General features: G+C 73.6%; 17 protein-coding genes and 2 tRNA genes. 9 read left to right on the top strand and 10 right to left on the bottom strand.

Going from position 1 to position 17,639, the window contains the following annotated elements:
* Window positions 1–72: 72 nt before the first annotated feature.
* Window positions 73–900 carry an SAM-dependent methyltransferase gene (locus C229_RS0110220; protein ID WP_018654973.1) on the top strand — a complete coding sequence of 276 codons (828 nt, stop codon included), beginning with the start codon at window positions 73–75 and terminating at the stop codon, window positions 898–900.
* Between the two features lie 53 nt (window positions 901–953).
* Here C229_RS0110220 and C229_RS0110215 read toward each other — a convergent pair.
* A tRNA-Asn gene (locus C229_RS0110215) sits at window positions 954–1,026 on the bottom strand.
* Window positions 1,027–1,200: 174 nt separating this feature from the next.
* Entirely contained in the window at window positions 1,201–2,220 is a 1,020-nt protein-coding gene (locus C229_RS32745) for a hypothetical protein (protein ID WP_155884752.1), read from the bottom strand.
* 138 nt (window positions 2,221–2,358) lie between these two features.
* Between C229_RS32745 and C229_RS0110205 the strand changes: the two genes are divergently transcribed.
* From C229_RS0110205 to C229_RS30120, 3 genes are read left to right on the top strand one after another with little or no spacing between them, the layout of a single operon-like run.
* Window positions 2,359–3,324, top strand: coding sequence for a D-2-hydroxyacid dehydrogenase (locus C229_RS0110205; protein WP_018654971.1), 966 nt, complete (start codon window positions 2,359–2,361; stop codon window positions 3,322–3,324).
* Between the two features lie 45 nt (window positions 3,325–3,369).
* Entirely contained in the window at window positions 3,370–3,879 is a 510-nt protein-coding gene (locus C229_RS0110200) for a hypothetical protein (RefSeq protein WP_018654970.1), read from the top strand.
* A gap of 39 nt (window positions 3,880–3,918) precedes the next feature.
* Entirely contained in the window at window positions 3,919–4,446 is a 528-nt protein-coding gene (locus C229_RS30120) for a hypothetical protein (RefSeq protein WP_155884751.1), read from the top strand.
* Here C229_RS30120 and C229_RS0110190 read toward each other — a convergent pair whose 3' ends face one another.
* Both C229_RS0110190 and C229_RS0110185 read right to left on the bottom strand, forming a co-directional pair.
* Window positions 4,447–5,268 (bottom strand): siderophore-interacting protein, encoded by an 822-nt coding sequence (locus C229_RS0110190; protein WP_018654968.1) that lies wholly within the window; start codon window positions 5,266–5,268, stop codon window positions 4,447–4,449. It lies immediately after the preceding gene.
* A 10-nt stretch (window positions 5,269–5,278) separates the two neighbouring features.
* Complete coding sequence (locus C229_RS0110185) at window positions 5,279–6,295, bottom strand: ABC transporter substrate-binding protein (protein ID WP_018654967.1); 1,017 nt, start codon at window positions 6,293–6,295, stop codon at window positions 5,279–5,281.
* Window positions 6,296–6,514: 219 nt separating this feature from the next.
* Between C229_RS0110185 and C229_RS0110180 the strand changes: the two genes are divergently transcribed.
* From C229_RS0110180 to C229_RS0110170, 3 genes are read left to right on the top strand one after another with little or no spacing between them, the layout of a single operon-like run.
* On the top strand, window positions 6,515–7,555 hold the full coding sequence (locus C229_RS0110180; protein ID WP_018654966.1) for a FecCD family ABC transporter permease: 1,041 nt from the start codon (window positions 6,515–6,517) through the stop codon (window positions 7,553–7,555).
* The gene (locus C229_RS0110175; protein WP_018654965.1) at window positions 7,552–8,580 is read left to right on the top strand and encodes a FecCD family ABC transporter permease; all 1,029 of its coding nucleotides are present in this window, start codon (window positions 7,552–7,554) and stop codon (window positions 8,578–8,580) included. The genes C229_RS0110180 and C229_RS0110175 overlap by 4 nt, the downstream gene beginning before the upstream one ends.
* A gap of 1 nt (window position 8,581) precedes the next feature.
* The gene (locus C229_RS0110170) at window positions 8,582–9,379 is read left to right on the top strand and encodes an ABC transporter ATP-binding protein (RefSeq protein WP_018654964.1); all 798 of its coding nucleotides are present in this window, start codon (window positions 8,582–8,584) and stop codon (window positions 9,377–9,379) included.
* Here the strand turns inward: C229_RS0110170 and C229_RS0110165 are convergent.
* The 5 genes from C229_RS0110165 to C229_RS0110145 form a co-directional block, all read right to left on the bottom strand.
* Complete coding sequence (locus tag C229_RS0110165) at window positions 9,376–9,963, bottom strand: Rv1733c family protein (RefSeq protein WP_018654963.1); 588 nt, start codon at window positions 9,961–9,963, stop codon at window positions 9,376–9,378. The two genes, C229_RS0110170 and C229_RS0110165, sit on opposite strands and share 4 nt — an antisense overlap.
* A 101-nt stretch (window positions 9,964–10,064) precedes the next feature.
* Window positions 10,065–11,438 (bottom strand): WS/DGAT/MGAT family O-acyltransferase, encoded by a 1,374-nt coding sequence (locus C229_RS0110160; RefSeq protein ID WP_018654962.1) that lies wholly within the window; start codon window positions 11,436–11,438, stop codon window positions 10,065–10,067.
* Between the two features lie 187 nt (window positions 11,439–11,625).
* Window positions 11,626–12,597, bottom strand: a complete 972-nt coding sequence (locus tag C229_RS0110155) for an alpha/beta hydrolase (RefSeq protein ID WP_018654961.1) — start codon at window positions 12,595–12,597, stop codon at window positions 11,626–11,628.
* A gap of 74 nt (window positions 12,598–12,671) precedes the next feature.
* Complete coding sequence (locus tag C229_RS0110150) at window positions 12,672–14,195, bottom strand: MFS transporter (RefSeq protein WP_018654960.1); 1,524 nt, start codon at window positions 14,193–14,195, stop codon at window positions 12,672–12,674.
* The gene (locus C229_RS0110145; protein ID WP_018654959.1) at window positions 14,192–14,899 is read right to left on the bottom strand and encodes an LppX_LprAFG lipoprotein; all 708 of its coding nucleotides are present in this window, start codon (window positions 14,897–14,899) and stop codon (window positions 14,192–14,194) included. The genes C229_RS0110150 and C229_RS0110145 overlap by 4 nt, the downstream gene beginning before the upstream one ends.
* A 238-nt stretch (window positions 14,900–15,137) precedes the next feature.
* Here C229_RS0110145 and C229_RS0110140 point away from each other — a divergent pair.
* Window positions 15,138–15,211 (top strand) — tRNA-Ile (locus tag C229_RS0110140).
* 42 nt (window positions 15,212–15,253) lie between these two features.
* Here the strand turns inward: C229_RS0110140 and C229_RS0110135 are convergent.
* Window positions 15,254–16,768 carry a DUF6056 family protein gene (locus C229_RS0110135; protein ID WP_018654958.1) on the bottom strand — a complete coding sequence of 505 codons (1,515 nt, stop codon included), beginning with the start codon at window positions 16,766–16,768 and terminating at the stop codon, window positions 15,254–15,256.
* 163 nt (window positions 16,769–16,931) lie between these two features.
* Here C229_RS0110135 and C229_RS0110130 point away from each other — a divergent pair, with 163 nt between their 5' ends.
* Entirely contained in the window at window positions 16,932–17,627 is a 696-nt protein-coding gene (locus tag C229_RS0110130; RefSeq protein WP_018654957.1) for a class I SAM-dependent methyltransferase, read from the top strand.
* Window positions 17,628–17,639: the final 12 nt, after the last annotated feature.

Below are 17,639 nucleotides of genomic sequence, written 5' to 3'. Positions count from 1 at the left end.
GGGGTTGCCCGTCCCCGAATGGCGGCCGAAGATGGAGAGCGTGCATTCCCCCCGGCACGCGAAGGAGATCATGTGTCCGACGACGGATACGCCTGGCAGCGAGCCGAAAGGGAACTGACCGAGATCGACACGTCGGTTCCGCATTCGGCCCGGATCTGGAACTACTGGCTCGGCGGCAAGGACAACTTTCCCGTCGACCAGGCCGCCGGTGACCAGTACGTCCGCACATTCCCCGGCATCCTCGACATCGCCCGGCTGACGCGCGAGTTCCTGAAACGGTCCGTCCGCTACATGGCGGCGGACGCGGGACTCCGCCAGTTCCTCGACCTCGGCACGGGCCTGCCCACGGTCGACAACACGCACGAGGTCGCGCAGCGCATCGCGCCCGACGCCAAGATCGTCTACGTCGACAACGACCCGCTGGTGCTGACACACGCGCACGCGCTGCTCACCAGCACTCCGCAGGGCACGACCGACTTCGTCGACGCGGACCTGCGGCGGCCGGACGTCATCCTGGAGGCCGCGGCGCGCACCCTCGACCTCGACCGGCCGGTCGGCCTCACCTTCATGGGCGTCCTCGGCCACATCACCGACGACGACGAGGTCCGCACCCTGGTGCGCGCGCTCGTGGACGGCCTGGCGCCGGGCAGCCACCTGGTCATCTGCGACGGCTACGACGTCGTCTCGCCCGAGTTCGTCCAGGCGCAGGACGACTACGACGAGGGCGGTTCCGTCCCGTACAGGCTCCGCGACCGCGCGCAGATCCTCGGCTTCTTCGGCGACCTGGACCTCCTCGACCCGGGCCTGGTCCCGTCGCCCGAGTGGCGCCCGGAGACCGAGCAGGTCGGCCCGGCACCCCAGATCCGCCCCCTCGCGGGCATCGCCGTCAAACCGGCGTGACCCCCGGCACGACGAAGGCCCGCCCCTGCACGAGGGACGGGCCTTCCTTGCGGCTCCCGCGAGTGGACTCGAACCACTAACCTGCCGGTTAACAGCCGGCTGCTCTGCCGATTGAGCTACGCGGGACCGTGCTCCGCACCGAGGTCTTCCGTCCCCGGCAGCACGTTTAGATTAGCGCATCCACGAACCCTTTCGCGCACCGTTGAGCGCGCCCGGCCAGCTGACGAGTTCCCGGCCCGAGGGAGCGCGACAGGTCCGACCGAGTTCAGCCGATGCCGACACCTCCTTGATTCGACCCTGTCAGCGCGTCCAGACCGCACGCATGCGGTCCCGCGACGCCGCGGGTGCGGGCAGGCGGGAGAAGCCACCGGTGGGGGTCCGGAAGATGCAGTCGATGCCGTAGCGGTGCAGGAGCGCGACATCGGCCGATGCGGGACGGGCCGGGAGGAGGGCTGAGAGACGGTCGGCAGGGGCCGGGCTGTGCGGGGCATAGTCCAGCAGCTGGCCCAGCGCTTCCCGGACGAAGCGGTGGTCGGCGCCGCGCTTGGCCTCGATGATCTCCGTGCCGTCGGGACCTCGGAGGTGGATGTCGGTGAGCCCGGCGGGGGTCCGCAGGCGCCGCGTCTCCACGCCGTCGAGGCTGTCGACGTAGGCGCGGACCAGCAGCGCCTCGGTCCGGCTGACGACGATCTCCTCGACGGGAGAACGATAACTCGTCGCGGTGGTGTGGATTCTCTCCATGGGTACCACCGCGGTTCCTTGGGTCAGGGCCGTGGCGGTCCGCGTCTCCTCGGCACGATCGCGCAGCCTGTCCGCGGTGGTCGTGATGGCGAGTCCTTCGAGGATCGTCGTCGCCTTCTCCCCGGTCAGGATGCGCAGGCCCATGAAGTTGTCCCCGGCGTTGAAGCCCGGCAGATCCCATATCTCGGTGTAGGGGATGTCGGTCGGCGTGAAGGCGGCGAGGCTGTAGACGTTGTCCCAGCCTCCCTTCGCCGGATCCGGTTCCCACAGTGTGTCGGCGAAGGCGACATTGGTGAACAGGTAACCCATCTCGCCGACGGCGTGGACGCGTTTCTGGCCGGTGAACAGGACGACGTCGCCGGGCCTGGTTCGCGCCAGGTTGGAGGTCTGGGTCGGCCGTCCGCCCCAGAAGCGGGCATGACCACTCGGGTGGAGCGCACGCAGCGCGCGTACTTGCGCTTCGGTCAGGTGACGTTCGCGGGATTCGCCGAGGAAGCGCACCCCCTGCTCGATGGTGTCGCTCCATCGCCGCCGCGAGGCGGCATTTCCGGTGGACGGCTGAATCACCACGGTCGTCACGGTCGGCCCCTTTCCGGCGAATGGAACATGTTTCCATGTCGGCGGACTCGGTGCGTTCCGCTTCTGCGTTGCCGCCGTGAGACGGGGCCAGGTCTACCGCTTGGTGGGGCGGGAAACATGGTCATGGGGGGAGGGATCATGGTGACGTTGGTGATGGTGCCGCCGCAGGATGAGGAGACGGCAGGGTGGCCGGAGCGGCTGGAAGCCGAGGTGGCGGGGCTGCGGGTGGTGCGGCCCGGGTCGCGGCAGGAAGCCCGGGAACAGCTGGCGGGGGCCGAGGCGGCGTTCGGGGAGGTGGGGCCCGAGTTGTTCGCGGTCGCGGAGCGGTTGCGGTGGGTGCAGGCGCCGGTGGCGGGGCCCGCGCCGGGGTTCTTTCATCGGGGGCTGGTGGAGTCCGATGTCGTCGTGACGAACATGCGGGACACCTATACCGATCATGTGAGCGCGCACGCGATGGCGCTTGTTCTTGCGCTGGCGCGGGGGCTGCCGAAGTACGTGCGGGACCAGGACGCGGGGCGGTGGGCGCCTGAGCGGGGGGACGCAGCCGTGCTCGCCCTGTCGGAGGCGCGGGCGCTGGTCGTCGGGGTGGGGGCGCTCGGGGCCGAGATCGGGCGGCAGCTCGCCGTGTTCGGGGCCGAGGTCGTCGGGACGGACGCGCGGCGCGACGGCCCGCCCGAGGGGTTCGCGGAGCTGTGGCACGCCGAGGCCATGGACGCGCTGCTGCCCGGGGCCGATCTCGTCGTCGTCACCGTGCCGCACACGCCGCGGACCGAGGGGATGTTCGACGCCGCGCGGTTCGCGCGGTGCAAGCCGGGGGCGTTCTTCGTCAACGTCGGGCGCGGTCCCGTCGTCGACCTCGGCGCGCTGACCGCCGCGCTCGACGACGGGCCGCTGCGCGGCGCCGCGCTCGACGTGTTCGCCGAGGAGCCCCTGCCCGCCGGAGACCCGCTGTGGGCGCGGCACGACGTGCTGATCACCCCGCACGTCGCGGGCGTCGGGCCGCACGCGGCGGAACGCCGGTACGCCGTCCTGCGGGAGAACGCGGCTCGGTTCGTCGCGGGCCGCGACCTGGTCAACGTCGTGGACAAGACGCAGGGGGCCTGACACCCGATCGATACATAGAGTTATGTAGCAACTACAATAGGTGACGTGATCACACGTCGGCGTGTCGGCATCGCGGGGGCCGTCGCCGCCACGGTCGCGCTGGGCGGGGCCGTCCCCGTGTGGCGGGAGCGGCCCGCGGAGGTCGAGCCCGCCGTACGCGCGCGGATCGTGCCGCTGGTCGAACGGCACCTGGAGGCGAACGCGACGCCGGGGGAGCGGACGTTCTGCGCCGTGCACCTCCTCGACGCGCGCCGCCGCGCGAAGACGCTGATCGCGGCCGTCCACGCGCACTGCGAACGGTTGCGCGCGGCGGACGGCACGCTCCAGGTCGTCGCCGTGCACGACGGCGCCCTGCGCGTCTCCCTCCGCTCCACGGGCGGCGCCTGGCGCGTCGCGGGCGTCGCGAAGCCCCTGCCGCCCGCCGTCGACACGCTGCTGACCGGCCCGGCGTCCGCCGATCCGCACGCCGCCCCGCCCGCCCCGAGCCCCACGCTCCACGACCGCGCCCGTACCGTCTTCGGTCTCCCTCCCGGCGCTCCCGTCGCCCCGTCCTGACGGCCCACGAAACGATCTTGAACGGGTTAAAGTACGCGGGTGCGTAGGAATGTGCTGGTCGCGGGGGGAATCGCCGTTGCGGCGGGCGTCGCCGGTGGGGCGGCGTGGCTGTGGCCGCAGGGCGGGCCGGAGGTCGCGGCGGACGTGCGGGAGCGGGTGACGCCCGTGGTGCGGGCGCATCTGGAGGAACGCGGGATCGTCGGCGGGGTGCTGGAGGAGACGCCCGGGGCCCGCGTGCTGTGCTCGGTGCGGCTCATCGAGGCGCGGGAGCGGGCCGGGTTCACCCGCGCCGGGGTGCACGCGCACTGCGAGGAGTTCGCGCCGCGCGGTGCCGGGCTGGCGCGCGGCACGGGCGTCGCGACGCCGCTGGTCGCCCACGTCCGGGACGGCGAGGTCGTGCGCGTCGAGGAGGCCGAGGACGGCGCGGGCCACGCCGCGTCCGTCCGCGCGATGTTCACCGGGGCCGGGGCGGACGCGGCGCTGCGCGACCCCGGCCACCCGGCCCTGGACGCCCGCGCCCGCACGGCGTTCGGGCTGCCCTCATCGGCGCCGATCGACGCCGGATGACTACTCCTCCAGGTGCGGCGTGCCGCCCGCGACGACCTCGGCCAGCAGGTCCTCCTCGGACGCCCCGCGCCGCCAGTAGCCGGTGAACTTCACCGCGCGGCGGTCCACGCCGAGCGTCTGGACGAGGTGGCGGCGCAGCGCCTTCACCGCGCCGGACTCGCCCGCGATCCACGCGTAGCCGGGGACGGTCACGTCCGCCGCGCGCACCGACTCGGCCAGCGTGGCGCCCTCGCCGCGCACCGCCCACGTGAGCGTCACGTCGGCGGCGGACGCGAGGTCCTGCCGGTCGTCCGCGCGGGGGACCTCGATCCACACGTCGGCGGCGGTCCCGGCGGGCAGGGCCGCCAGGATGCCGCCGATCGCCGGAAGCGCCGTCTCGTCGCCCGCGAGCAGCACGCGCTTCGTCTCCGGCGGCGGACGGAAGTCGATCGCCGAGTTGTCGCGGGACGTCGGCGCGAGCACGGTCACCGGGTCACCGGCCTGCGCGGCCAGCGCCCACCGCGACGCCGGACCCGACTCGCCGTGCAGCGCGAAGTCGACGTCCAGCTCGCCGGGGCGCTGGTCGCGGGCCGTGTACGTCCGCATGACGGCCCGGTTCGCGGGGGAAAGCGCCCGCCACGCACCGAACCAGTCCTCACCCGCGTCGACCGGGACGACCGGGGCGTCCTGCCCCGGATGCGGCAAGAACAGCTTGAACCGCTGATCCCGCCCGCCCGAGGCGAAGTCGTCCACCCGGTCGCCGCCGAGCGTGACGCGCAGCATCGTCGGCGACAGCCGCGCCACCCGCGTCACGCGCAGGTCGAGGAACACGTACTCCGTCATGCGGGGGCTCCTAGGAGACCTTCTTGGCGGACCGGATGGCCTTGGCGAGGTCCTCCAGCAGCGGGGCGCTGCCCGCGTAGGAGAAGCGCGGCTCGGCGTGCCACGGGACGACCTGGCCGGCCTTCACGGCGGGCAGGTCCTTCCAGGACGGCTTGCCGCCGAGGTCCTTGGGCTGGAGCGACTGCGTCCGGGCGTCCAGGAAGACGATGTCGGCCTTGTACTTGCCGGCGTTCTCCCAGGACAGGTTCTCGAAGTAGCCCTGCTCGTCGACCTTGTCCGGCGTGATCAGGTCGACGCCGAGGGACTTGAAGAAGATGAGGTCGGTGTTCTTGGCCGGGTTGGAGGCGTAGAACAGGTCGGCGGTCGCCGCCGACGCCAGCACCTTGATGCCCGGGTTCTCCTTGGCGGCGGCCTTCAGGTCCTCGGTGGCCTTGTCGAACCGCGCCTTGGCGGCCTTCACCTCGGCCGACTCGGTGTCCGCCCCGAGCGCCTTGGCCAGCTCCGCGTACCGCTCGATCGGCTTGTTCAGCGGGACGGCCCCGGCGGCGATGCCGATGCTCGGCGCCAGCTTGAAGATCTTGTCCTTGCTGTCCGCGGGGACATAAAAGAGGTCCGGCGGAGTGTAGCTGTTGTCGATCAGCAGTTCGGGGCGCAGCGACGCGTACTTCTCGATGTTGAACTCGCCGTAGGCGTTGCCGATGATCGTGACCTTGTTCGGGTCGACGTTCCCGATCTGCGGGTCGGGCGAGCCGTCCTTGAGCTTCGCGGGCCCGTACACGCCGACGATCTGCTCCCGCACGCCGAAGTCGTGCAGCGCGGCGGCGGCGCCGACATAGGCGACGATCCGCTGCGGCCGCTGCTTCAGCTCGACCTTCGTGCCGCGGTCGTCGGTGAACGTCCAGGCGCCGGAGTCGTTCCCGGTCCCGGCGCCGTCCTCGCCACCGCACGCGGTGAGCAGCGACGCACCGAGCAGCAGCGCGCCGCTCGCGGACAGCAGACGTCGTCGGGACAGATGATTCAAGCGCATGGCACGTTCCGTTTCGGGGGTTTCGTACGATGGCCCCGAAGCGGGACGCCATCACAATTTAGGTTAGCCTAGCCTTATCCACAGCGCAGCCCCCGCCCCCACGACCCCGCCCGGACGCCCGGCGTCGCGGCGTCGAAGGTGGCGAGTTAGGTTAACCTAACCTCTGTTTGTCGTCTGGTCGGGAGGGACGTTCCGGCCGGTGTCCGGTCCGGAGATCGTGTGAGCACGCTGGTCGAAACGCCTTCGCCCCCCACGGCGCGCGCCGTCGGGGCGCGGCGGTCCGCGCGGGTGGCGGGGCTCGTCGCGGCGCTGCTCGCGCTGGGCGTCGTTTCGGTGGCGAGTCTCGCCGTCGGGGCGCGGCCGCTGCCGATCGGGGACGTCTGGGGCGGGCTGACCGATCCGGCGTCGCCCGCGTACACGCTCGTGCACGACATGCGGCTGCCGCGCACGGCGCTCGGCGTCCTCGCCGGGATCTGCCTGGGGCTCGGCGGCGCCGTCATGCAGGCGCTCACCCGCAACCCCATCGCCGACCCCGGCCTGCTCGGCATCAACGCGGGCGCGTCGGCGGCCGTCGTCACCGCGATCTCCGTGCTCGGCGTCACCTCGTTCCTCGGGTTCGTGTGGTTCTCGTTCGCGGGCGCCGGGATCGTCGCCGTCCTGCTCTACGCGATCGGCGGCGGACGCGGCGCCACCCCGGCGCGGCTGGCGCTGGCCGGGTCGGCGCTGAGCGCGGCGCTGTTCTCCTACGTCAACGCCGTCATGCTGCTCGACACCGCCGCGCTGGACCGGATGCGGTTCTGGACGGTCGGCTCCCTCGCCGCCGGAGACCCCGCGATCGTGGCCCGCGTCGCGCCGTTCGTCGGTCTCGGCCTGCTGCTGGCGCTGGGCGTCGCCCGGCCGCTCAACGCGATGGCGATGGGCGACGACGCCGCCCGCGGCCTCGGCGCGAACCCCAGGCGGACGCGGGTCGTCGCGATCGCCGCGATCACCCTGCTGTGCGGGGCGGCGACGGCGGCGTGCGGCCCGATCGTGTTCGTCGGCCTGATGGTGCCGCACCTCGTCCGCGTCCTCACCGGCCCCGACCTGCGCTGGCTGCTGCCGTACTGCGCGGTGCTCGCGCCGGTGATCCTGCTGGTCGCCGACATCACCGGACGCGTCGTCGCGCGCCCGTCCGAACTCCAGGTCGGCATCGTGACGGTCGTGCTTGGCGGCCCGTTCTTCCTCTACTTCGTGCGGCGGCGACGGATGGAGCGGTCATGAGCGTGCTGCGGGCCGGGGACCTCTCGGTCAGGTTCCGGCCGCGCGCGCTGACGGTCGGCGCCGCGTGCCTGGCCGTCGCGGCGGCGCTGGCCGTGGTGGCGATCGGCAGCGGCGACTTCCCGCTCACCCCGGCGCAGGTCGTGGAGATCCTGCTCGGCGGCGGCGCCCCGTCCGACGCGTTCATCGTCAAGGAGCTGCGGCTGCCGCGCGTCGTCACCGGCCTGGCCGTCGGCGCCGCGCTCGGGCTCGGCGGCGCGGTGTTCCAGTCGCTGGTCCGCAACCCGCTCGGCAGCCCCGACATCCTCGGGTTCACGCAGGGCGCGTCGTCGGGCGTGCTGGTGACGATCGTGGTGTTCGGCGGCGGGGGAGCGGCGGTCGCGTTCGGCGCGATCGGCGGCGGCATCGTCACCGGGCTGGTCATCATGGCCCTGACGGGACGGCACGGCCTGCACGGCCAGCGGCTCATCCTCATCGGCATCGGCATCGCCGCCATCCTCACCGGCGTCAACGGCTACCTGCTCACCCAGGCGCAGATCATCGACGCGGCGCGGGCGTTCCTGTGGCTGGCGGGCAGCCTGAACGGGCGCGGCTGGTCCGACGTCGTCCCGCTGCTCATCGCGCTCGCGCTCATCGTCCCGTTCCTGGTGCTGGCCGCCGCGCGGCCGATGCGGATGCTGGAGATGGGCGACGACGCCGCGCAGGGCCTCGGCATCGGGGTGGAGCGCGTCCGGATGGGCGTGCTGGTGGCGGCCGTGCTGGCGATCGCGCTGGCCGCCGCGGCGGCGGGGCCGGTGAACTTCGTCGCGCTCGTCGCCCCGCAGCTCGCCCGCCGCCTCACCCGCGCGCCCGGCCCGAACCTGGTGCCGTCGATGCTCATGGGCGCGGCGCTGCTGATGGCCGCCGACCTGATCGGCCAGCGCGCCTTCGCCGGAACCCAGCTCCCGGTCGGCGTCGTGACCGGGCTCATCGGCGGCGGCTATCTGGTGTGGCTGCTCGTCACCGAACGCAAGTCTGGACGGATCTGACATGACCGACGCACGGCTCTCCGGCGAGAAGCTGACCCTCGCCTACGACAAGCGGACCATCGCGCAGAACCTGACGGTCGCGATCCCGGACGGCTCCTTCACCGTGATCGTCGGCCCGAACGCGTGCGGCAAGTCGACGCTGCTGCGCGCTCTGTCCCGCGTCCTCACCCCGAAGGACGGCGCCGTCCTGCTCGACGGCGAGCGCATCTCCGCCTGGCCCGCCAAGAGGCTCGCCCGCACCCTCGGCCTGCTGCCGCAGTCGTCGATCGCGCCGGACGGCATCACGGTCACCGACCTGGTCGCCCGGGGCCGCTACCCGCACCAGGGCCTGCTGCGGCAGTGGTCGCGCGAGGACGAGCGCGTCGTCGCCGAGTCGATGGACGCCACCGGCGTCGGCGCCCTCGCCGACCGCTACGTGGACGAGCTGTCCGGCGGCCAGCGCCAGCGGGTGTGGATCGCGATGGCGCTGGCCCAGCAGACCCCGATCCTGCTCCTGGACGAGCCCACGACGTTCCTCGACATCGCCCACCAGATCGAGGTCCTCGACCTGTGCGCCGACCTGCACGAGCAGGGCCGCACGGTCGTCGCCGTCCTGCACGACCTCAACCACGCCGCCCGCTACGCGACCCACCTGGTCGCCCTGCACGACGGCCGCCTCGTCGCCGAGGGAGCCCCGGGGGACGTCGTGACGGCCGAACTGGTCGAGAGCGTGTTCGGCATGCCGTGCCGCGTCATCGACGACCCCGAGACGGGAACGCCCTTGGTCGTCCCGGCGGCCCGCCGCAAGGCCGTCGCCTAGGGCGTGCTGGTGCCCGCGTCGGAGTCCAGGCGGGACCAGGCGGCGTCCCAGAGGGCGGCGCGGCGGCGGTCGCAGCGGCGGCGCAGCAGCCAGTAGGCCAGCCCGGCGGGGAACGCCACGGCGAGCAGGGCGGCCGAGGCGGCGTAGCCGGCGTCGGAGACCGAGCGGCTGTGCGGGCGGGGCTTGACGGCCGGGGCGCCGTGCTCGTCCACCCAGATCGGGTGCGTGTCGCCGATGCCGGCGTCCTTCCACGCGGGCAGCGTGCCCTCGCGGACCGCGCCGCCGGGCACCGGCCAGATCGCCTTCACCGACGCGTGGTAGTACCGCTCGCTGACGGCGTGCGTGGCGCCCGCGTCCACGGCCGTCGCGAGCACCAGCGTGCGGGCCGCCCGCTCGGCGGCCTCGGCCCGCTTGCCCGTCGCGTACGCGCGCGCGGCCAGCAGGGACGCCAGCGGCAGCGCGACGACGAGCGCGAGCGCCAGCAGCGCGGCCGCGCAGCGCCGCTGGACGCGGTCGACCGGACGGCGCAGCGGCGACCGGTACAGCCCCAGCCGCGCCCGCCACGGGCGCCGGTATCCGCGCATCGCGTCCACCTCCCGACGCGGAGGAGTGTTGCCCGTTCTGCCGGGAGTATGCACCGGCGCGGGGACCGGACGGAAGCCCGTCCGGTCCCCGGGGCGCGCCGTCAGCCCCGCGCCAGCGCGAGCAGCTCGCCGAACCCGGACTGGACGCCCTTGCCGAGCGTCTCCAGATCGGGCATCGCGTCGAAGTCGCCCGACAGGCCGAAGTACAGCGTGCCGCAGTACGACACGATCGCCGTGCCCACGCGGACGCCCGCCGCCAGCGGCACGTACGGGTGCATCTCCAGCGCCCGCCGCCCCATGACGTACAGGGGGAAGTCGGGACCGGGGACGTTCGTCGTCACCGTCTGCACCAGGTCCTGGCGGAACCGCAGCGGGAACGACGCGCCCAGCGACAGCAGCGCGGGCGCCACCGAGGAGTCGGTGAGCTGGGTGACGCCGTAGGCCCCGGCGACCTGATTGCCGCGTTTGGCCTCGTCCACCCGTTCGCGGACGACCCGCAGTCGCTCCAGCGGGTCGGCCTCCCCGGCGGGCAGGTTCACCAGCATCGCCGCGACGCGGTTGTTGAGCTGCCCGCGCTCGTTGGCCTCGCGCATCGACACCGGCACGAGCGACCGCACGATCGTCTCGGGCCGCAGCTCGCCGCGCGCGTTCAGCAGGTCGCCGAACCCGGCGGCGACCGACGTCAGGACGACGTCGTTGACCGTCCCGCCGAACGCCTTGCGGACCTCGCGGACCTCGTCCAGCGACATGCTCTGCCACGTCCACCGCCGGTGCGGGCCGATGGGTCCGTTGAGCGAGGCCGCGGCGCGGGTGCCGAGGTTGCCGCTCGCGCCCGCGACGCCGCGCGCGAACGCGCCGATCTCGCGGGCCCGCCGGACGGCGCCGGTGCCGCGCGCGATGTCGCGGAGCTGCCCGAGCGGACGGGCGACGCCGCGCTGCGCGCTGTCGGCGAGCAGCGCCAGCGACGACGGCGGCTTCTCCGGCTCCCACGCGCGGGGCTCGCCGGGCGGCTCGTACTCGGGGGTCAGGTCGAACATGGCGGTCGCCAGGTCCATGCCGGCGACGCCGTCGACCATGCAGTGGTGGGTCTTGGCGATCAGCGCCCAGCGGCCGTCGGTCAGCCCCTCGACGAGCCACATCTCCCACAGCGGTTTGGCCGGGTCGAGGCGGTGGCCGAGGATGCGCCCGGCGAGGTTGCGGAGCTGGTCGTCGCTGCCCGGCGCGGGCAGGGCCGTGTGCCGGACGTGGTAGAGGATCTGGAAGTGCGGGTCGTCGGTCCACACGGGGCGGCCGAGGTGCAGCGGCACCGACCGGACCCGCTGCCGGTAGCGGGGGAATCCGGGGAGTTTGTCGACGGTATGCCGGATCAGGTCGCCGTACGACGGGGCGGGGCCCTCGAACACGACGACGAGCGCGACGTGCAGGGGCGTGTTCTCGTCTTCGAGGAGATAGAAGCTGGCGTCCAGTCCGCTCATCCGATGCAACGGCCTCACCGTCTCTCTGCCGCGGGTCATCGGGGGAGTGCGCGGCCACGACGGCGGACTCCACGGCGCTCGGCGCCGCCACGGCCGGTACCCGGGGTGACCTCGGCGTCCCCCCAGGATAAGTGAGCCCTTCCCCCAGGCCGGAGGTCCAATCGGACTTTATGTCAAAAAGGGCAATTCACGCGGCGAGGCGGTGGGAACGGCGCGCGTTGTGCGCGGTGTGCTCGCGGATGAAGGCGCCCACCTCGTGCAACGCGGCCAGGCCCTCGGGGACGAGGTCGGCGAAGACCTGGAACACGTGCACCTGGCCGTCCCAGAGCTGGAGGCGGCACGGGACGCCGGCGGCCGACAGGCGCTCGGCCATCAGCTCCGAGTCCGGCAGCAGCATCTCGGTCGAGCCGACCTGGATCAGCGTCGGCGGCAGGCCCGACAGGTCGGCGTTCACCGGCGAGATCGACGGGTCGAGCGGCACCGCGCCCTCGGTGAGCAGGTTCGCCAGCCGCTCCACCCGGCGGGCGGGCAGGTAGGCGTCCAGCCGGGCGTTGGCGTGCGCGAGCTTGGCGGTGTGGTCGAGGTCGGTGAGCGGGGCCATCGCGACGAGCGCCGCCGGGGACGGCAGTTCCTCGCGCAGCGCCTGGAGCGTCGCGGCGAACGTCAGGAAGCCGCCCGCCGAGTCGCCCGCGACGACGATCTTCGCCGGGTCGGTGCCGTTGTCCAGCAGCCAGCGGTAGGCGGTCACGCAGTCGGAGACCGAGGCCGCCAGCGGCGCGGCCGGGAGCTGCCGGTAGCCGACCGACAGCACCGGCGCTCCCGACGACGCCGAGATGCGCGCGACCATGCGGCGGTGCGTCCGCAGCCCGCAGCAGAAGAACCCGCCGCCGTGGAAGTACAGGACGGTGCGGTCGTCGTCGGTGCGCGGGCCGCGCACCCATTCGGCGCGGAACCCGTCGAACCGGACCGGCTCGACCCGCGCCCAGCGCGGCGTCGGCAGTGCGACCGGGGCGGCCAGGTCGATCGCGGCGGCGGGCCGCAGGCCGCGCGGGCCGAACGGCCAGAACGCCAGCACGGGCGCGACGGTGAGCTTCAGCCCGCGCGCGGTCAGGCGCGCGCGGACGGTCGTCCCGGGCCTTTCCTCGATGAGCGGCTCCATCGGTGCCTCCTCGTGCTGACACGGCCCTTGACTGACCCGGGGGTCAGTTCGGCTGTGACAGCCTGCGGCTCGTGTTACCTGTCTGTCAAGAGTCGTTCCGGTGACGGCTCGGCGACGGGGGTGCGCACGGGACGTGCGGCGGTGCCGAGGGCCAGCAGGGCGCCCAGTGCGCACAGCGCGGCCGTGATCCAGAAGATCTCCTGGTACTCGGTGCGCAGCGCGTCCTGGACGGCGTCGGTATACCGCGCCATGGCGATCTTGAACTCGGCGTCCGGCATGAGGAACGGCAGCGGGGGCTGGAGGTCGGCGGTGAGCGCGTGGAAGCGGTGGAACCCCCACGCCGACAGCGCCGCGATGCCCAGCAGCATCCCCATCATCCGCGCGACGACGACCATCGCCGACGCGATCCCGAACTGCGCCGCCGGGACGACCCGCAGCACCGCCGACGACACCGGCGCGATCACCAGGCCGAGGCCCAGGCCGGTGACGACCAGGTCGGCGTCCATGCGGGGGAGCGGCCCGTAGGTCGCGGCGGCCATGTCGGCGGGCCACGTCGCGATCAGCGCGTAGCCGCCGGCCGCGATCGCCATCCCCGCCACCAGCGGCCACCGCTCGCCGAACCGCGCCGCGAGCAGGCCGCCGAGGACGGCCGCGACGAGCAGCGCCCCGAGGAACCACGCCAGCAGCAGCGCGCCGCCCAGGGCGTCCTTGCCCAGCAGCGTCTGGGCGACGAGCTGGACGTCCACGAGCGTCACGATCAGCGCCGCCCCGGACAGGAAGCTCACGCCGAGCGTCGCGAACAGCGGGCCGCGCCGCGCACCGGCGAGATCGAACAGCTTGGTGCGGGCCTTCACCTCCCAGACGACGAACAGCGCCAGCACCGCGACGCCCGCGCCGATCACCGGCAGGCCCCACGACGGCAGCGCGGACTCCTGCGGCTCGGGGTTGTAGACGGCGACGACGAGCAGCCCGAGCCCGAGGGCCAGCAGCAGCCCGCCGACGACGTCGATCCGGGGCCGGTCGCCCTCGGGACGCCCGGCCGGGACGGCGACGTGGACGGCGGCCATCGCCGCCGCCGTCAGCGGGAGGTTCACCCAGAAGATCGCCCGCCAGTCGAACGCCGTCGCCAGCGCCGCCCCGTACAGCGGGCCGAGGGCGCTGCCCAGCTCTTGCGCGGACCCGATCGCGCCGAGGACGACGGGGCGGCGGCGCTCGTCGAAGAGGTCGGCGGCCAGCGCCATCGTCACCGGGAGCAGCGCGCCGCCCGCCATGCCCTGGAGCACGCGCCCGGCCGTCAGCGGCACGAGTGAGTCGGCGAGCGCGGTGACCAGCGACCCGGCCGCGAACACGACCAGGCAGAGCTGGATCACCGAGCGGCGGCCGAACCGGTCCGACAGCCGGCCGAGCAGCGGCATCGCCGCGACGTAGCCGAGCAGGAACCCGGTGATGACCGGCGTGATGCGCTCCAGCCGGTTCACCGGGATGCCGAGGTCGCCGACGATCGTCACGAGGATCGTCGTGACGACGTAGGCGTCCAGCGCCGCCAGCAGAACGACGGCACCGCCGACGCCGACCGCGACGCGGCGCCGCCCCGTCACGCGGGCGCCGCGATCTGGTAGGGCTTGTCGAACTCGGTGAAGTCGATCGTCACCGACGCCTTGCCGCCGCCCTCGGCGGGCAGGTCGCCGCGCACGCGCAGCAGGCGGTGGTCGGCGGCGCTCACCCAGACCTTGCCGGGGACGTCCTGGTTGATGCCGGGGACGAGGTCGCCGAGCGCCTCGCGCGGCAGCGTGACCGCGATGCGGTGGGCGTCCTTTCCGGCGACCTCCTCGGTCGCCTCGGTCTTCGCCCCGCTGACGGACGTCAGCAGCTTGGAGATCCCGCGCTGCGGGTCGAGGACGGCGGACGGGTCGTACATCGTCGCGGCCATCGCCTTGGGCAGCTTGCGCCACCCGCCCGTCACGGCCTTGATGTAGAAGGCGTCGCCGAGCGCGACGAGGTTCATCTCCACGGTCTGCCCGGCCTGCGCGAGCTGGATCGTGCCCTCGGCGTCGCCGCTCTTGAGCAGCTTGATGTCGCCGCCGCGCACCGGGATCTGCGGCTTGTCCTCGGTGCTGAGCGCGAGCGCGACGCTCTGGACCGCTCCCATCGCCTGGGCGGACTGCCGGAGCGTGGCCGTCGCGTCCGGCCCGCCGGCGCGCTTGCCGCCGTCCCCGTCGTCTCCGCCCTTGCACGCCCCGGCGAACACGAGAGCGAACAGTGCGGGAACAACAGCAACAAAACGGACTACTCGTCTGGACATACGCCGGACCTTACCGACCCCGCGTGGCCTGCGTCACTCACGCTCAGGGATGACACAACTTCGCTCTCGCGACTGATAACCCGGGTGACAACTTTCCCCGGGAGGCGTTCGCGGGAAAGGGCGGGGGGCGATTTGATCGGGGTGCCGCCGAACGTGTCGCGGGACGGCGTCGCCGGGGCGTTACCGGATGGCGTTTCCGCTCGTCGATCTCTTAGACTCGGCGCGACACGGGGATCACGGGGCGGTAGCTCAGCCGGTCAGAGCAGCGGACTCATAATCCGCCCGTCGTGGGTTCAAGTCCCACCCGCCCTACGGGTGGCCGGGCCGTCCGCTGGACGGCCCGGCCGTTTCGTCTCAGGGGCTCGCCGGAACCGGGACGACCCGGTCGACGCGGTAGTACTCGGCCATCGTGTGGGCCACCCAGTCCTCGGCCGGGACGCGGACCGGCGAGAACGGCTCGGCCAGGCCCGCGATGCGCAGGCGCCGGGCCGTGACGGTGGTGGCGCCCGCCGCCCGCTGCCGGAGGACGTCGGCGTTCTGGGCGTCCCACGCGACCGACCGGGTGACCATGGCGCGGCCCAGGACGCGCAGGTGCTCGGCGAGGAAGCCGCAGGTGACCAGGGCCGTCGCCGCGCACACCACGGCCAGGGCCGAGGCGGCGACGCGGCGGCGGCGCGTCAGGTGCGCCAGGGCCGCGCCGAGCGCGAACCCGTAGGCGGTCGCGGCGAGGACCGCCAGGAACGTGACGGTGAACCAGCCCCGGGCGATGTGCTGGCCCAGCTCACCCCACCCGACGCGCAGCGCCCACATGACCGGCAGCGCCGTCAGGACGACGGTCAGCGCGGGCAGCGCCAGCGCCCACGCCAGCCGCGCCGGGCGGCGGGCCGGCCCGGCCAGCGCGGCGAGCCGGGCGGGGCCGAGGAGCAGGGCGCCGAGCGCCCCGGCCGCCAGGGCGCCCAGCAGCGCCGCGTTGGTCACCGTCCCCTCCAGGACGTGGCCCCAGGCGTTCAGGGTGTCGCGGGCGATCCCGGCGGAGATCAGCGCCTCGCCGTCCGTGCGGTGCGCGATCGTCTGCGCGTGTCCCGGTGACGTCAGGACGATCAGCGCCCCGGCTGTCAGCCCCGCCAGCAGCGCCGCCGCGCCCGCCGCCGCGTAGGTGAAGCGCCGCGCGAACAGCAGGTGCGTCAGCAGGCACAGGCCGCCGAGGACCCCGCCCGCGAACACGATCGGCTCGTTGCACGTGCCGAGGAACGTCCCGGCGGGGAGGGCGAGCACGGCGGCGGCGACGCGGGCGCGGCGCGTCCGGGCGCGGACGGCGAACGCCGCCAGCGCGCACAGCAGGAGCAGCGGCAGCACGTGCGTGAGCGCGCCCGTGGCCCAGAACAGCGTCTGGTAGGTGCGGGGCTGGGCCAGCAGCGCGACCGTCGCGGCGGACAGGCCCGCCAGCGCGGCGAACGGGAGCGGCGGCCGGGCCGTGAGCCGCCCCGCCAGGCCGTGCGCGAGGCAGGCCACCGCCAGCGCGGTCGCCGCGAACGTGACCGCCCCGGCGAGCTTGAGCGACACCCCGGGCACGAGGTACGCGAACCCGTGCACGATCCCGTTGCCGACGCGGCCGGTGACGTCCTCGTAGAAGACGCGCGCCGCCCCGAGCGGGCCGTGGTCGCGCGCCCAGTTCGAGAGCCGGTAGTCGTCGGACGTCGGCCGCGTGAAGAGGCCGAGGAACGCGACGGCCCCGCCGAGCGCGGCGCAGCCGAGCAGGACGGCCCACGTCGCGGCGGCCGGGCCGCGCGCCGGGCGCGGCGGATCGTCCGGAACGGGCGGATGGACGGTGACCGGCGGCGCGAGCGCCGGATCGATGATCGTCGCCATGACGGAACCCCCACGGGTTGGAAAGGCGTATCGGTGGAATGGCCGGAAGGCCGGAAAATGACATCCGTCAACGCGCCACGATTTCCTCAAGAACTGGTCAGGTCCGGTTTTTCGGCGGGCGGATCGTCGCGCGGAATAGCACGATAGCGTGCGGAGGTGGCCGATGGAGGCAACGGAGATCCGGAAACTCGCCCGGCTGGAAGACCGCCATTGGTGGTACCGCGAGCGGCGGCGCCTGCTGGCCCGGCAATTGCGCGACTGCGGTGAACCCGGCCGCGCGCTCGACCTCGGCGCCGCCGGGGGCGGCAACACGCGCGTGCTGTGCGCGCACGGCTGGGACGCCACCGCCGTCGACTTCTCCGCCGAGGCGGTCGGGCTGGCCCGCGAACGCGGGCTCGACGCCGTCCGCGCCGACGTCTGCGAGCTGCCGTTCGCGAGCGGCACCGTCGATCTCGTCGTCGCGTTCGACGTCCTCGAACACGTCGAGCAGGACCACCTCGCCGCCGAGGAGATCGCGCGGGTGCTGCGGCCGGGCGCGCCCGCGCTGGTCGCCGTCCCGTGCGACATGGCGCTGTGGTCCGCGCACGACGAGGCGGTCGGGCACGTCCGCCGCTACGACCGCGAGGGCCTGCACGCCGTGCTGGAGAAGGGCGGCCTCGCCGTCGAGGAGATGTGGAGCTGGAACGTGCTGCTGCGGCCGGTCGCGGCGCGGCGGCGCAGGTCGTCGGAGGGCAGCGACCTGACCGCGCTGCCGCGTCCGGTGAACGCGGCGCTGTCGCTGGTCGTCGCCGCCGAACGGTATTTGCCGGTGCGTCATCTCCCGGGCGTTTCGCTGGTGGCGCGCGCCCATCGCGCGTGACGTTCTCCCGCT

The sequence above is a fragment of the Actinomadura flavalba DSM 45200 genome (genome assembly GCF_000374305.1).
Taxonomy (GTDB): Bacteria; Actinomycetota; Actinomycetes; order Streptosporangiales; family Streptosporangiaceae; genus Spirillospora; species Spirillospora flavalba.
Note: the sequence above shows the minus strand (reverse complement) of the source record. Positions and strands in the feature narration are given on the sequence as shown.

Bases quoted from the DNA above. Each gene is read 5' to 3' on its own strand.
- C229_RS0110160 (WP_018654962.1), bottom strand. From the start codon at position 11,438: ATGAGCGGACTGGACGCCAGCTTCTATCTCCTCGAAGACGAGAACACG.
- C229_RS0110135 (WP_018654958.1), bottom strand. From the start codon at position 16,768: ATGGCGACGATCATCGATCCGGCGCTCGCGCCGCCGGTCACCGTCCAT.
- C229_RS0110165 (WP_018654963.1), bottom strand. From the start codon at position 9,963: ATGCGCGGATACCGGCGCCCGTGGCGGGCGCGGCTGGGGCTGTACCGG.
- C229_RS0110185 (WP_018654967.1), bottom strand. From the start codon at position 6,295: ATGCGCTTGAATCATCTGTCCCGACGACGTCTGCTGTCCGCGAGCGGC.
- C229_RS0110155 (WP_018654961.1), bottom strand. From the start codon at position 12,597: ATGGAGCCGCTCATCGAGGAAAGGCCCGGGACGACCGTCCGCGCGCGC.
- C229_RS0110205 (WP_018654971.1), top strand. From the start codon at position 2,359: ATGGTGACGTTGGTGATGGTGCCGCCGCAGGATGAGGAGACGGCAGGG.
- C229_RS0110190 (WP_018654968.1), bottom strand. From the start codon at position 5,268: ATGACGGAGTACGTGTTCCTCGACCTGCGCGTGACGCGGGTGGCGCGG.
- C229_RS0110175 (WP_018654965.1), top strand. From the start codon at position 7,552: ATGAGCGTGCTGCGGGCCGGGGACCTCTCGGTCAGGTTCCGGCCGCGC.
- C229_RS0110130 (WP_018654957.1), top strand. From the start codon at position 16,932: ATGGAGGCAACGGAGATCCGGAAACTCGCCCGGCTGGAAGACCGCCAT.
- C229_RS0110145 (WP_018654959.1), bottom strand. From the start codon at position 14,899: ATGTCCAGACGAGTAGTCCGTTTTGTTGCTGTTGTTCCCGCACTGTTC.
- C229_RS0110170 (WP_018654964.1), top strand. From the start codon at position 8,582: ATGACCGACGCACGGCTCTCCGGCGAGAAGCTGACCCTCGCCTACGAC.